We start from the raw sequence: 14618 nt of genomic DNA, 5'->3' as shown, positions 1-14618 counted from the left end.
GGTCGTCGGCGGGGTCGTCGCGCTGCTCGCCGTGCTGTACGTGGCCGATCTCGCGATGTCGTCGGGCAAGGTCCCGCGTGGGGTCACCGTCGCGGGGGTCGAGATCGGCGGGATGTCGCTCGACGCGGCCGAGGCGGAGCTCACCGAACAACTGACGCCGCGGCTCGACGCTCCTGTGGACGTCACCGCCGGCGACACTCGGGGACAGCTCGTGCCGTCGGAGGCCGGCATCGGTATCGATTGGCCGGCGACCCTCGACAATGTGGGTGCGCAGCCGCTCAATCCGTTCACGCGATTGGCGTCCTTCTTCGGGAACGACGAGGTAGGCGTGGTCTCCACGCGCGACGAGGCCGCCCTCTCGGCGGCCATCGAGAAGGCAGCCGCCGCCGCTGCGCACGAACCGCGCGAGGGCAACATCGTCTTCGAGGACGGCACACCCGTCCCGGTGACGCCGCAGCCCGGTCAGCAACTCGACGTCGCTGTCGCGGGCGACGTCTTCGCCGAGCGCTGGCCGTCCGGCAACGTCTCGCTGCCCGTCGAGAGCGTCGATGTCACCGTCACCCGCGAGGGCCTCGACCGGGCGCTCGCGGAGGTCGCCGTCCCGGCTGTGGCGCAGGACCTGGTCGTCCGGGGACTCGACGGGGCCATCGGTGTGCTGCCGCGTGATGCGGTGGGCGCCGTCCTGTCGTTCGTGCCCGACGGGTCGGGGGGACTCGAACCGCAGTACGACACCGAGGCCGCGATCGGCATCCTCGCGCCGCAGCTCGCGCCGTCGGAGACCGAACCGAAGGATGCGCGGATCGTCCTCGACGGCGGTCGTCCGACGATCGTGCCCAGCGAGACCGGTGAGATGGTCGACTGGCCCGTCACCCTGGAGAAACTGCCCGACTTGCTGAAGCAGGAGGGCGACCGCAGCATCGACGCGGTGTACAAGAAGGCCGAGCCGAAACTCACCACCGAAGGTGCCGAGAAGCTCGGCATCAAGGAAGTGGTCGCGGAGTACACCACCGGTGGGTTCGAGTACGCGTCCGGTGTGAACATCCGCCTGGCGGCGCAGGAGATCAACGGCGCCATCGTCGAGCCCGGGGAGACCTTCTCGTTCAACGACTACACCGGACCACGTGGTGCGGCGCAGGGTTACATCGAGTCGGGCATCATCGAGGCCGGACGTCCCGGCAAGGCCGTGGGCGGCGGCATCAGCCAGCTCGCGACCACCCTCTACAACGCGACCTATTTCGCCGGCATGGAGGACGTCGAGCACACCGAGCACAGCTACTACATCTCCCGGTACCCGGCCGCGCGTGAGGCCACGATCTACGATGGCGCGATCGACCTGAAGTTCCGCAACCCGTTCGACACGGGTGTGCTGATCCAGACGATCGGCACCAGCTCCGACATCACGGTGCGCATCTGGGGAACGAAGACGGTCGACGTCCAGTCCGTCACGGGCAACCGCACGAACTACACCTCGCCCAACACCATCACGCTGCCCGCCGGCCCCTCGTGCATTCCTTCGAGCGGCGCGCAGGGCTTCACGGTCACCGATACCCGGATCGTCACCGATGCCCGGACGGGCGCGCAGATTTCGAACACGACGCGCACGGTCCGTTACGACCCGGTCCCGGTCGTCAAGTGCGTCAGCCCCGAGCCGGAGCCGAGCGACGAGCCCTCGGGCGGTGGAGACGCTGCGGCGTCCGGCGACGCCGAGGCGGATGCGCCCGCGCCGGCACCGCAATCGCCTGCGGCCGGGGAACCCGCGACGGGCGGCCCCGAGGAGGAATAGCGGACGTCCTCGAAATGTGGGGAGGTTGTGTGCGGTTCCGGTGAAGAACTCGCACACAACCTCCCCTTTTCGTCACTCGGGGAGCGGCGCCGCGTCGGGGTTCTCGCTCTTCCCGGACCCCACTCGGGCTTCTACTCTGGGTGCACGACAACCGTGCGACGGACTGTGGAGACCACAATGTCTCGGTCGGCTGAAAACGTTCCGCCACCTCGACCACGCTCGGACCCGGCCGAGGCGGATCACGATGCTGTGACTCCGCCACCTGCTCGCCGAGCCGCCCCGCGAGTGCTCGAGAGCGCCGTCGGCATGGTTCGTCTGCTTCGCGCACGACGGCTGCACAATCCCCGTAGGAATGTGGGGCAGCGGGTGCGGTTCGCCGACGGCAGTAGCGCTGTGGTGTATCGCGAGACCCGAGTGGACGACGGCAGAGCAGACGACCCGGCCCTACTGGTCGTCGGATTCGTCCTGCGCGGCATCCGCGGTCCCGCTCATCGCGCCTTTCGGCTGGAGAGCTGGCTGAACATTCCGATGTTCGTCGGGTTCCCGGGATTCCGCTCGAAACTGTGGATGACGCACGACGAGCACGGCTGCTATCGGGGCATCTACGAATGGGACGGCGCCGAGCGGGCCGCTTCCTACGTGCGCGCCTTGAGTTGGGTACTCGGATTGGTCAGTGTCACCGGCTCGATCAGGGCGCACATCGTGCCGGGAGTACACCGCGACGATGCGCTGAGCCGCCCGGAACTGTTATCGGGTTCGCACGCAGAGAAGACGAAGACGTGGTGGCAGCCCACGGTTCCGGTCGGCCTGCGCTGAACCGAGTCGACATCCTGGTCGTCGGTGCCGGTCCCGTCGGTGCCGCGGTGGCGCTGCATGCCCACAGGCACGGTGCCGGCGTCTGCGTGGCGGAGCGTCGCACCGAGTTGCAGCGGCCCTCCCGCTCGATGCTGTTGTGGTCGCGCACGCTGGAATCACTGCACCCGCTGGGGGTCGTCCACGAACTCGAATCGCGGTCCCTTGCGCGACTGCGCACACAGCTGCACCTCGGCGAGCGGACGGTCGACGTCGCGCTCGCCGATCTCGCGGTACCGGACCGGTTCCGGCAACCGCTGATGGTTCGGCAGGCGCTCCTCGAATCGGCACTGCACAGGGCAGTGGCCGACAGCGGAGTTCCCCTCCTGACAGGTGCCGAGCTCGACGGATTGTGGAACGACCGGGACGGGGTTCTCGCCCGGTTGCGTACCCGTGGCGGGCACCGATACGTGCATTGCCGGTTCCTGGTCGGTTGCGACGGGGCGGACAGCACGGTGCGCCGCTCGATTCGGATCCCGTGGCACGGTCACACCTATCGCGAGGAGGCGGTACTCGCGGATCTGGACCTCGAGGATCTGTCCCCGACCACGGTTCACATCGGGGCGGGCCCTGCCGGCATCGGCTTCCTCTTCCCGGAAGGGGAGCACGAAGCGCGCTGGCGGCTCGTCGCCACCCGGGCCGCGACCGGAGACGACGTCCCGCCGGGACGCGACGGGCCGCCGGTCTCCGTGTCCGAGATCCGAACCGTGCTCGAGGGGGCGAATCTTCCGGGGCAAGTGGGCGCGGCAGCGTGGTCGACACGTGTACGGTTGCAGCGCGCTCGGGCGGCCCGATTCCGGTCGGGTCCGGTATTTCTTGCAGGGGACGCGGCCCACGTGTTCTCACCTGCCGGCGCGCAGGGAGTGAACACCGGGCTGCAGGATGCCGCCAATCTGGGATGGAAGCTTGCTGTCGCGTGCGGCGGTTCGACCGATCCGGAGCGTCTGCTCGCATCGTACGACGCGGAGCGACGGCCTGTCGCCCACAAGGTCGGCACCCTTACCGAGCTGATCCTGCACGCGGAAGGGGATTCGCGACTGCCGTTCCGCTTCCTCCGTACCGCCGTGCTGCCGGCGGTGGCCCCGGCCGTGCCCGCCCTGTCGCGGCTTCATCTGCTCACCGCAACGGCGGGCGCGACGCTGTCGCAGGACTGGGTTTCGTACCGCGCCGGCCCGATCACCGAAGGACATCGGTGCCGCGGGGCCGGCCGACTGCAGGCGGGCGACCCGCTTCCCGACATCGAGGTGGTCACCAGAGGACGAGCGAGCCGGGTGCACGACCTGACCTGCTCACCGGGTATTCACGTATTGCACGGCCCGGCAACACTTCTGCACCCGGTATCCGGGACGGTGGCGGTGACCTGTCATCCGATCGACACATGGCCGCCGCGCCGGATTCTCGCCGTCAGACCGGACGGATACATCGGCTACCGCGACGACTCCGGTGATCCGTCCACCCTGGATCGGTGGCTGCGCACGGTAACAGGTACGGCCGAGCCTGCCGGGGCAGGGCGGCCCGGCCGATGACGACGGCCGCTGCGACCCTCTTGCCGAGAGTCGCAGCGGCCGTTCGCACTACCGCGGTGAGCGGTTCGATCAGAACGCGGCTTCGTCGAGTTCCATGATGTCGAGGTCGACGTCGGTGATGATCTGACGCGCGACGCTCAGCTCGGGCAGCACGTTCTTGGCGAAGAAGGACGCTGCCGCGACCTTGCCCTCGTAGAACGCCTTGTCCGCAGCATCGGTGCCGGCATCGAGCGCACCGAGGGCGATCTCGGCGTGCTCGAGCAGCAGCCAGCCGATCATCAGGTCGCCGAATGCCTCGAGGAAACGGACGGAGCCGAGGCCGACCTTGTACAGCTCGGTGGGCTGTTCCTGCGCACCCATCAGGTACTGGGTGAGCGTCGCGACCATCGTCTGGGTCTCGCCGAGCGCGGTGGCCAAGAGCGTGCGCTCCTTCTTCAGACGCTGATCGGCGTCGTCGCGCTCGACGAACTTCTTGATCTCACCGGCGATGTGGGCGAGCGCCACGCCACGGTCGCGGGCGATCTTGCGGAAGAAGAAGTCCTGCGCCTGGATGGCCGTGGTGCCCTCGTACAGCGAGTCGATCTTCGAGTCGCGGATGTACTGCTCGATCGGGTAGTCCTGCAGGAAGCCCGAACCGCCGAGGGTCTGGAGCGAATCCTTCAGGTACTGGTAGGCCCGCTCGGAGCCGCAACCCTTGACGACCGGCAGCAGCAGGTCGTTGATGCGGTGCGCGAGGGCGGCGTCGGCACCCGAGACCTGCTCGGCGACGACGTCGTCCTGGTGCGCCGCGGTGTACAGGTACACGGCGCGCAGGCCCTCGGAGTAGGCCTTCTGCATCGCCAGCGAACGCCGCACGTCGGGGTGGTGCATGATCGACACGCGCGGCGCGGTCTTGTCGGACATCTGCGTCAGGTCGGCGCCCTGGATGCGCTCCTTGGCGTAGTCGAGGGCATTGAGGTAGCCGGTCGACAGGGTCGCGATGGCCTTCGTGCCGACCATCATGCGGGCGTGCTCGATGACGTCGAACATCTGCGCGATGCCGTTGTGGACCTCGCCGACGAGCCAGCCCTGAGCCGGAACGCCGTGGCCACCGAAGGTGACCTCGCAGGTCGCGGAGGCATTGAGGCCCATCTTGTGTTCGACGTTGGTGACGAACACGCCGTTGCGCTCGCCCATCTCGTCCTTCTCGAAGTCGAAGTGGAACTTCGGGACGAAGAACAGCGACAGGCCCTTGGTGCCGGGGCCGGCACCCTCGGGGCGGGCGAGGACGAGGTGGAAGATGTTCTCGAACAGGTCGTCGGAGTCGGCCGAGGTGATGAACCGCTTGACGCCCTCGATGTGCCAGGAGCCGTCGTCCTGCTTGATCGCCTTGGTGCGACCGGCGCCGACGTCGGAACCGGCGTCGGGCTCGGTGAGGACCATGGTGGCGCCCCAACCGCGCTCGACGCAGGTGGCGGCCCACTTCTTCTGCTCATCGGTGCCGTTGTCGTAGAGCACGCCTGCGAAGGCAGGGCCGGCCGCGTACATGAAGGCCGCGGGCTGGGCGCCGAGCATCATCTCGTTGACGGCCCACAGGAGGCTGCGCGGTGAGTCGGTGCCGCCGAGCTCCTCGGGGATGCCCATGGACCAGTAACCGGCGTCCCACCAGGCGCGGAACGACTTCTTGAACGGCTCGGGAAGCGACACCGAATGGGTCTCGGGGTCGAAGACCGGCGGGTTGCGGTCGGCATCGGCGAAGCCTTCGGCCGCCGGCCCCTCGGTCAGGGCCTTGACCTCGGCGAGGATGCCGCGCGCGGTGTCCTCGTCCAGGTCGCCGAACTTGCCTGCTTCGAGGACCTTCTGAATCTTCAGGAACTCGAACAGATTGAACTCGAGGTCGCGGAGGTTGCTCTTGTAGTGGCCCATGTCGTCCGTGTCTCCCAGTGTGGTGCGGTCCAGCCGGCTTCAAGTACCGCCCAAGTTATTACTCGTCGGTAACATCTCTATGTTACTCGTCAGGCAACTAACTGCCAAGGGGCGGTTTCCGTGCCACGACGAGCGCGTCGATCGCCGTTCCCGCATCGGTTTCCCGATAGCGCCGTTCGGCAATCATGATGTCCAGCCTTCCGTCGATTTCGTCGACGAGATCCGTTGGTGTGTAGAGAATTTCCTTGTCCTGCGGCCCGCCCACGCCGTCGTCGGGATTTGTTGCGTCGTGCCCGAGAAATATGAGGATTCCTTCGGGTTTCAGCGCATCGACGGCGCGGTCGAGAAGTGCCCTCCGCTGTGGCGGAGGGAAATGCAGGAAGACCGAGAGAATCAAGTCATATTCGCCGTCGAACGAGTCGGCCGTCACATCACCCCGGACGTAGTGGAGCCGGTCGCGCGAGCGGGACGGTGCCTGTGCGGCGATCCGGCGGGCCTTGTCGAGGGCGACCTCGGAGAAGTCGACACCCACGACTTCCCAGCCGCGCGTCGCCAACCACAAGGAGTGGCGACCTTCGCCGCAGCCGAGGTCGAGGGCCCTCCCGTGTGGTAGCGACGCCACGTGTTCGACGATCACCGGATTGGGCGGCGTGCCCCAGATCATGTCCGACGTCGCGTACTTCTCGTTCCATGCCTGTGCATCCATGCCCGCGACGCTAGCCCCGCGTCGTGAACGGGACCTCTACTTGCGGTGAGGGTCACGGAAGCACATCGTCGGGGTAGCGCTGTGACGAAATCGTGACCTGCGATATCGTGGACCGGATGCGATGTGCCGACACGCGGTGCGTCGAGGAGGAGGAGTTCGTCTGATGGGTGCACAGATCGCTGTCCCCGCCCCGCTGAGGAACAGCGCGCTGCTCGGTCTGGGTGTGCACCGCCCCGAGCGCATCGTCACCAACGACGAGATCTGCGAGCAGATCGACTCGAGCGACGAATGGATCCAGTCGCGCTCCGGTATCAAGGAGCGCCGCTTCGCCGAGCAGCATCCGAAGGAATCGGTCGTCGACATGGCGACGAGCTCCGCCGAGCAGGCCCTCACGGCTGCCGGCCTCACCGGTGCGCAGATCGACACGGTGATCGTCGCGACCTCCACCTACCCCTACCAGACCCCGCAGGCCGCGGCTCTCGTCGCCGACCGCATCGGCACCGGCGGCGCCGCGGCGCTCGACATCCAGGCCGGCTGCGCGGGCTTCTGCTACGCCCTCGGCGTCGCTTCCGATCTCGTGCGCGCCGGAACGGCCGAGCACGTGCTCGTCGTCGGTGTCGAGCGCATGAGCGACACCACCGAGCCCACCGATCGCTCCGTGCGCTTCATCTTCGGCGACGGTGCCGGTGCCGTGGTCGTCGGCCCGTCCGACGAGGTCGGTGTCGGCCCCACCGTCTGGGGCTCCGACGGCTCCCAGGCCAACGCGATCCGTCAGGAACCCGACTGGGTCGACTTCGCCACCAACCCGAACCAGAAGCGTCCCTGGATCATTATGGAGGGCACCGCGGTCTTCCGCTGGGCCGCCTTCGAGATGAGCAAGTACGCCCGGCAGATCGCCGACAAGGCCGGCGTGGCCCTCGAGGACCTCGACGCCTTCGTCCCGCACCAGGCCAACCTGCGCATCAACGACGTCATCGTCAAGCAGCTCGAACTGCCCGAGACCGTCGCCGTCGCCGACGACATCATCGAGACCGGCAACACCTCCGCCGCGTCCATCCCGCTGGCGATGGAGAAGATGCTGCGCACCGGCCAGGTCGAGGTCGGATCCACCGCGCTGCTCCTCGCGTTCGGGGCCGGCCTGTCCTATGCGGGCCAGGTCGTGAAGATGCCCCCGCTCGCGAAGTAGGAAGCAGCGGTAGCAGTACGACTCGGTAGCAGTATCGACATATGGCGAGTATTCGCACGTCGTCCGTTCCCCGTTGGGTCTGGATCCTGTGCTTCATCGTGGTCTCCGTGGCCGTCGTCCTCCTCGAACCGATGGGGGACGACGAGCCGGGCGGTACCGGCGGGGGCACGGTCGAGAACCCCTCCGAAGCCCTCGAGGCGCTGGCGGCACTGCCCGTCCGGCCCGCCGAATCGCAGAGCGGCTACGACCGCTCACTGTTCGGCTCGGCCTGGACCGACGAGGTGACCGTCGACCTGGGGCGCAACGGCTGCGACACTCGTAACGACATCCTCCGGCGCGACCTCGTCGACGTCTCCTTCGAGTCCGGGAAGAAGCAGTGCACCGTCACCGCCGGCACCCTCGAGGACCCGTACACGGGGAAGACGATCTCCTTCCGCCGCGGGATCGACACTTCGTCCGCCGTGCAGATCGACCACGTCGTCGCCCTGTCCGATGCGTGGAAGAAGGGCGCCCGCCATCTGGACGATCAGGAGAAGCGGAATCTCGCGAACGATCCGCGCAACCTGATCGCCGTCGACGGCCCCACCAACCAGGGCAAGGGCGACTCCGACGCGTCGGAGTGGCTGCCGCCGAACACCGCCTTCCACTGCGAGTACGTCGTGCGGCAGATCGAGGTGAAGACGGCCTACGAACTGTGGGTCACCCAGGCGGAACACGACGCGATGGCGCGGATCCTTGCTGCCTGTTGATCCCGCCTCCTGCTGATCACCCCTCACGCAGTGCCGCGACGATGTCGTCCTCCGACATCAGTACATGCGCGGCCGCGGGGCCGAGCGGTACGTAGCTGTCCCGGGAGGTGACCCGGGTGATTCTGCCCGGCCACTCATCGTCGACGAGCGCCGCGACGACCGCTTCGGCGACACCTCCGCTGCGACGTGTCTCGTCGGCGACCACCACGCGCTCGAAGCGACGGACGTGTTCGAGCAGCGCGGTCGTCGGCAGCGGCGACAACCACTGCAGGTCCAGGACGGTCGCCGCGACTCCCGCGCGACGGACGGCACGCAGACTCATCGGCACCCCGTTCCCGAAGGTCACCACCAGCACGTCGCGCCCGTCGCCGTAGGTGCGCACCGATCCCGGTGGGAGCCCGGCGGTGTCGGGAACCTGCTGCCACAGTCCGTCGCCGTCGTCGTACAGGTCGCGCCGGTGGTACAGCGCGATCGGCTCCAGGTACACGCACACCCGGCCCTCCTGACGGGCCAGCTCGACGCACGTGCGCAGCAGGGCGCCGCCCGTGGCGGGTGAGCTCGGCACGGCCAGCACCAGACCCGGGATGTCGCGGAGGACGGCGACGGAATCGTCGTTGTGGAAGTGCCCGCCGAAGCCGCGCTGGTAGGGCAGGCCCGCGATACGCACGACCATCGGATTGCGGTACCGCCCGTCGGAGAAGAACGCCAGACTCGCCGCTTCGCCGCGCAGTTGGTCCTCGGCGTTGTGCAGATAGGCCAGGTACTGGATCTCCGGGATCGGCAACATGCCCGCGACGGCGAAGCCCAGCGCGGTGCCGAGGATCGTCTGCTCGTCGAGCAGGGTGTCGAACACGCGCAGGCGTCCGAAGCGCTCCCGCAGTCCTCGGGTGACGCCGTAGACCCCGCCCTTGGCGCCGACGTCCTCCCCGAACACGCAGGCGTGGGGGTCCTCCTCGAGGAGCCGCCCGAGCGTGCGGGTCACGGCCCGGGCGAGGGTGAGCGGTTCGCCGGTGGGATGCGGGTCGTCGTCGACGCGCACGAACCCGGATTCCAGCGGGCGCATCACCTCGGCGGCCGACGCCGAGCGCGGCGGTCTGCGCAACGACGCCGCGACGGAGTCGACCTCGACCCGCATCCGCTCGTACCGGTCGAGAACCCCTGCAGCATCGAGCACTCCACGCGCGACGAGTTCGCGGGCCGTGCCCACCACAGGGTCCCGTTCGTGATCGGCGGCGAGATCCGACGGATTGCGGTAGGCCGATTCGACGTCGGAACCGGCATGACCGAGGAAACGCACCGCCCGCACGTGCAGCAGGAGCGGAGCCCGGGTCGTACGCACCGTCTCCACCGCATCGGTTGCGGCAGTGAGCATCTCCACCGGATCGGCTCCGTCCACCGATCGGTACTCGATCCCCGGATACGACGACAGCGACCGCTCGAGCCAACCGGGCGGGGTGGGCACGCTGATGCCGAGTCCGTTGTCCTCGCACACCAGCAGCAACGGCAACGGCAACCCGCGATGACGGCAGTAGGCGGCCGCGTTCAAAGCGCCGACGGCCGTCGAATGGTTCGCCGAGGCGTCGCCGAAACTGCACACCACCACCGAATCCCACGGCCAGGCCGCGTCGAGCCCGAGACGCCGCATCCTCGGCAATGCGAGGGCCAGACCCACGGCGCGCGGCAGGTGCGAGGCGATCGTCGACGTCTGCGGCAGGATGTTCAGCGCGGCGTTGCCGAACACCTTGTGCCGACCCGCCGAGATCGGATCGAGTGTGGACGCCGCGCATCCGGCCAGCACGTCGCGGATCGGGGTGCTGCCCTCGACGAGCGACGCGCGAGCCGCGTAGAAACCGCCCGAACGGTAGTGCAGCAGAGCGGGATCCGTCACGCGCGAACACAGGCCGAGCGCTGCGTTCGATTCGTGCCCCGCCGACGCGATGGTGTAGAAACCCTCACCGCGTTCCTGCAGGGTGCGGGCCGCGACATCGAGGTGCCGCGACTGCACCTGGGCGTCGAAGTACCGCACCAGCAGGTCGTCGCCGACCCGCCGGTCGACCGGCCGCGACGGCGGTGCGTGCCCGGGCAGAGCGCGCACCGCGGTGACGAAACGTTCGTCGAGTTCGTCGGCGGCGGTCACCCCTTCTTTCTACGCCCCGATCACCTCGGAAGGAGGTGGATCGGACCCCGTCGTTCGGGAACGGCGACGACGTGAAGTTCATCGGCGCGACGTAGTCGGCCGGCACGTGCCAGCGGAAACGCAGCAGCAGATGGTGCAGCACCGTCTTGATCTCAACTCCCGAGAAGTGCATGCCCAGGCACCGGTGCGCGCCGCCGCCGAAGGGCGCCCACGCGTACTTGTGCACCTTGTCCTCGCGGCGCTCCGGCGAGAAACGTTCGGGATCGAAACGTTCCGGATCGGGCCACAATTCGGGCATGTGGTGGGAGAAGTGCATACCGAGATCGAGGAGGGTTCCCTTCGGGACGAAGTGGCCGAGGATCTCGGTGTCCTTCGCCGCGCGTCGCACGACACCCGGCACCGGGGTCACCAGCCGCTGGCACTCCTTGATCACCAGGTCCAGCGAGGTCGGTTCGTCGAGTCGGTCGACACCCGGCGTGGTGGTGCCGAGCGCGTCGGATTCCTCGCGGCAGCGTTGCTGCCATTCGGGGAACTGGCCGAGATACTGCATCGCCGTCGACAGGGTGATCGTCGAGGTGTCGTGGGCCGCCATCATCAGGAAGATCATGTGGTCGACCACGTCGTCGTCCGAGAACCGTTCTCCTTCTTCGGATTCGACATGGCAGAGCACCGAGAAGATGTCGTCGCCGTTCCCCGCGCGACGCGCGGGGAGATAGTGCCGGAAGAACTTCTCGAGGCGCGCCCTGCCCACGATGCCGCGACGCCACCGCGTGCCCGGCAGCGGGTAGCGCACGATGGCGGTGGCCGCCTGCACACAGCCGATGAAAGCCCGGTTCACTTCCTCCATTTCGTGATCGGACGAGCCTTCGGCGCCGCCCATGAAGATCTCCGTCGCGAGCCCGAGGGTCAGTTCCTCGAGCGCCGGGTACGCGCGGAAACCCTCGCGCGGGATCCAGCCGTCGAGGGTCCGTTCGATCGACGGGTGCATGCGGTCGGTGTAGAGGGCGAGGCGGTCGCGGGTGAACGCCTGCGACATGATGCGGCGGTGCGCGGTGTGCTCGTCGCCGTCGAGCAGCATGAGTCCGCGGTCGAAGAACGGCCCGATCAGGGCGCGCCAGCCCGGTCCGTTGAGCAGTGCGCGGTCGCGGTTCTGCAGGGCCGCGCCGACGGCGTCGGGTCCGAGCAGGACCACCCACGGCCGTCCGGCGAAGCGGAACCACGACACCGGGCCGTGCTCGTGGTAGCGATGTGTATATGCCGCAACGGGATCGCGCATGTATTTCAGCGCGTATCCGACGTAGGGGAGGCCGCTGTCGCCCGGGACGGGAGCGAGGCCGGGAGGTGGGGGAGCAAGCATCTCCGTCACGGGCACATCTCCGGGTGGTCGGATCTGACGCTGGCTGTAGTCGGATTCCAATGTAGCGTGCATCACATCTCGGTTGCATCGATTCGTCCCACGGGACGGACGCTGGTCGGGCGTGCGGGTGCGTGCCATGCTGGCGCCATGGACGTCGAACGCCCGAAACTCGAAGGCACCGTCGCGGTCGGGGAGGGCCGGCGGCTCGGTTTCGCCGAGTTCGGTTCGGCGCAAGGCCGGACGGTGTTCTGGCTGCACGGCACGCCCGGCGCGCGCCGGCAGGTGCCCATCGAGGCCCGCGCCTTCGCCGAACGGAACCACCTCCGCCTCATCGGGATCGATCGCCCGGGGATCGGCTCGTCGACGCCGCACATCTACGAGAACGTCCTGGCGTTCAGCGACGACCTGCGCATCGTCGCCGACACCCTCGGTGTCGACCGCATGGCGCTCGTCGGCCTGTCCGGCGGCGGGCCGTACACCCTCGCCGCGGCCTACGCGTTGCGCGAACGAGTCGTCGCAGCCGCGGTCCTCGGCGGTGTGGCACCGGTCGTCGGTCCCGAGGCGATCGGCAGCAACCTGATGAAGCTGGGCACCTTCGTCGCGCCGGCGCTGCAGACCGCGAGCGTCCCGATCGGCGTGGCGGTGAGCGCGGCGATCCGCGTGGTGCGCCCGTTCGCGTCGCCGATCATCGACCTGTACGGGCGGTTGTCACCCGAGGCCGACCGTCGGCTGCTCGCCCGCCCCGAGTTCAAGGCGATGTTCCTCGACGACCTGCTCAACGGCAGCCGACGTCAGATCTCCGCGCCGTTCTCCGACACCGTCGTGTTCACCCGCGACTGGGGTTTCCGCGTCTCCGACGTGAAGGTGCCCGTGCGGTGGTGGCACGGCGACACCGACCACATCATCCCGATCGAGCACGGCCTGCACGTGGTGGACCTGCTGCCCGACGCACAGTTCCACCACCTGCCCGGAGAAAGCCATCTCGGTGGTCTCGGTGCGTCGGAGGAGATCCTCACTACTGTTCTGGAGTTGTGGGACGACTGACGCCGCGAGGTCGGTGGCCGTCGGGGGCGACCACGAGTACGGGCACCGCACAATGGCCGGTCAGGTGTTCGGCGACGCTGCCCAGGATCCTGGTGGACATGCCACGACCGCGCCGCCCGACGACGAGGACGTCGGCTCGGCGCTCCTCGGCGAACCAGCGAAGGGATTCGCCCGCCGGGCCGGCCAGAACCGCCATGCCCGCCGGGACGTCCTCCGCGGCGTCGACAGCGCCCGCGAGTCGCTGCCTCGCCACATGGAGAGCTTCCGACTCGTCCGTGCCGCCGTCGTCGTACGACACCACCGCGACGAGTTCGAGCACACCCCCGCCGGGGCCGAACAGTCGACGCGCGACGCGCAGTGCATGGTCGGACTCCACCGATCCGTCGATGCCGACCATGACGCGGAGATTGCCGGTTTCCGGCGGTTCGGTTCCCCACATCGCGATCGGCGCGGAGGCCACCGACCGGGGTCGGCGCTCGACGCGCTCGTAGGCGACCGGAACGAACAAGGGGCCGAGGATCACGGCGATCAGCGTCCACCGCGGGTCGTGTCCCCGCCGCGCCATCCACACCCCGGTTGCCAGCCCGATCAGCACCCACGCGGTGATGAAGACGGCGAAGATCGTCCAGTTCACATTGCCCTCCTGGCAGACGGTGACGAGGCGCGGTCGGCGAGACGCGCAGCGATGACAGTGATCAGCAGCGACCGAACCCGAGGTGTTGCCGGTACCCCGGTCCGGATCGTCACGATCTCCGGTCCTGATAGACGTCGGGGACACCGTCACCGTCCTCGTCGATCTGTTCGCGCGCGGCGATACGGCGGTACGCACGGTTGCGGGTGGTGAGGACGATCGACGCGAGGACCGCGCTGAGCAGGGATCCGCACAGCACTGCGACCTTCACGTGGTCGGCGGCGACTGTGCCGGCTCCGTAGGCCAGGTCGCCGATCAGCAGCGAGACCGTGAATCCGATGCCGCCGAGCAGCGCGACACCGAGTACGTCCGTCCAGCTCAGATCCTCGTCCAGACGCGCGCCGGTGAACCGCGCGACCAGATACGCGACGCCGAAGATCCCGATCACCTTGCCGGCCACCAGTCCGGCGATCACCCCTGCCGAAATGGGGTCGGTGAGAGCGTTCGCCAACCCGTCGAAGCCACCGACGGTGACGCCCGCGGCGAAGAAGGCGAAGATCGGCACGGCGAGTCCGGCCGAGATCGGCCTGATGCGGTGCTCGATGTGTTCGGCGACGGGAATCCTCTTGCCGGCGACCGTCCGGGAGATCGGCACGAGGAAGCCGAGCAGCACACCGGCGATCGTCGCGTGCACACCCGACTCGTGAACGAGCCACCAGGTGACCGCGGCGAGGGGAAGCAG

The 14618-nt window shown here is 68.3% G+C and carries 12 protein-coding genes; 6 read left to right on the top strand and 6 right to left on the bottom strand.

The annotated features are described in order from the left end of the window. The 3 genes from R1101_RS26005 to R1101_RS0106500 form a co-directional block, all read left to right on the top strand. The coding region (locus R1101_RS26005; protein WP_016932657.1) for a VanW family protein at positions 1 to 1783 on the top strand (1783 nt) is incomplete at its 5' end. 306 nt (positions 1784 to 2089) lie between these two features. Next, the gene (locus R1101_RS0106505) at positions 2090 to 2599 is read left to right on the top strand and encodes a hypothetical protein (protein ID WP_232284690.1); all 510 of its coding nucleotides are present in this window, start codon (positions 2090 to 2092) and stop codon (positions 2597 to 2599) included. Further along, the gene (locus R1101_RS0106500) at positions 2563 to 4161 is read left to right on the top strand and encodes an FAD-dependent monooxygenase (RefSeq protein ID WP_016932655.1); all 1599 of its coding nucleotides are present in this window, start codon (positions 2563 to 2565) and stop codon (positions 4159 to 4161) included. Before R1101_RS0106505 ends, R1101_RS0106500 begins: the two co-directional genes overlap by 37 nt. A gap of 69 nt (positions 4162 to 4230) precedes the next feature. On the opposite strand, the gene R1101_RS0106495 is transcribed toward R1101_RS0106500, so the two are convergent. Together R1101_RS0106495 and R1101_RS0106490 are read right to left on the bottom strand one after the other, a co-directional pair. After that, positions 4231 to 6066, bottom strand: coding sequence for an acyl-CoA dehydrogenase (locus R1101_RS0106495; protein ID WP_016932654.1), 1836 nt, complete (start codon positions 6064 to 6066; stop codon positions 4231 to 4233). A gap of 97 nt (positions 6067 to 6163) precedes the next feature. After that, positions 6164 to 6772, bottom strand: coding sequence for an SAM-dependent methyltransferase (locus R1101_RS0106490; RefSeq protein ID WP_016932653.1), 609 nt, complete (start codon positions 6770 to 6772; stop codon positions 6164 to 6166). Between the two features lie 163 nt (positions 6773 to 6935). Between R1101_RS0106490 and R1101_RS0106485 the strand changes: the two genes are divergently transcribed. Together R1101_RS0106485 and R1101_RS0106480 are read left to right on the top strand one after the other, a co-directional pair. Then, a complete protein-coding gene (locus R1101_RS0106485) occupies positions 6936 to 7958 on the top strand; it encodes a beta-ketoacyl-ACP synthase III (protein WP_016932652.1) in 1023 nt (340 codons plus the stop codon). A gap of 41 nt (positions 7959 to 7999) precedes the next feature. Further along, complete coding sequence (locus R1101_RS0106480) at positions 8000 to 8707, top strand: HNH endonuclease family protein (protein WP_026002956.1); 708 nt, start codon at positions 8000 to 8002, stop codon at positions 8705 to 8707. Positions 8708 to 8723: 16 nt separating this feature from the next. Here R1101_RS0106480 and R1101_RS0106475 read toward each other — a convergent pair whose 3' ends face one another. Both R1101_RS0106475 and R1101_RS29430 read right to left on the bottom strand, forming a co-directional pair. Beyond that, positions 8724 to 10712: a thiamine pyrophosphate-dependent enzyme gene (locus tag R1101_RS0106475; protein WP_332306993.1), complete on the bottom strand. Its 1989-nt coding sequence runs from the start codon at positions 10710 to 10712 to the stop codon at positions 8724 to 8726. Continuing rightward, complete coding sequence (locus R1101_RS29430; protein WP_016932650.1) at positions 10660 to 12210, bottom strand: cytochrome P450; 1551 nt, start codon at positions 12208 to 12210, stop codon at positions 10660 to 10662. The genes R1101_RS0106475 and R1101_RS29430 overlap by 53 nt, the downstream gene beginning before the upstream one ends. A 138-nt stretch (positions 12211 to 12348) precedes the next feature. Between R1101_RS29430 and R1101_RS0106465 the strand changes: the two genes are divergently transcribed. Further along, positions 12349 to 13245 carry an alpha/beta fold hydrolase gene (locus R1101_RS0106465; protein ID WP_016932649.1) on the top strand — a complete coding sequence of 299 codons (897 nt, stop codon included), beginning with the start codon at positions 12349 to 12351 and terminating at the stop codon, positions 13243 to 13245. Here R1101_RS0106465 and R1101_RS0106460 read toward each other — a convergent pair. Continuing rightward, positions 13217 to 13879: a universal stress protein gene (locus R1101_RS0106460; protein WP_016932648.1), complete on the bottom strand. Its 663-nt coding sequence runs from the start codon at positions 13877 to 13879 to the stop codon at positions 13217 to 13219. The two genes, R1101_RS0106465 and R1101_RS0106460, sit on opposite strands and share 29 nt — an antisense overlap. Before the next feature lie 109 nt (positions 13880 to 13988). Beyond that, positions 13989 to 14618, bottom strand: a 630-nt coding sequence (locus R1101_RS0106455) for a Na+/H+ antiporter NhaA (RefSeq protein ID WP_016932647.1), incomplete at its 5' end; no start/stop codon positions are given.

Source organism: Rhodococcus sp. R1101, assembly GCF_000278445.1.
GTDB classification, from domain to species: domain Bacteria; phylum Actinomycetota; class Actinomycetes; order Mycobacteriales; family Mycobacteriaceae; genus Rhodococcus; species Rhodococcus gordoniae.
The sequence above is the reverse complement of the archived record's forward strand: the minus strand, read 5'-3'. Positions and strand labels throughout refer to the sequence as shown.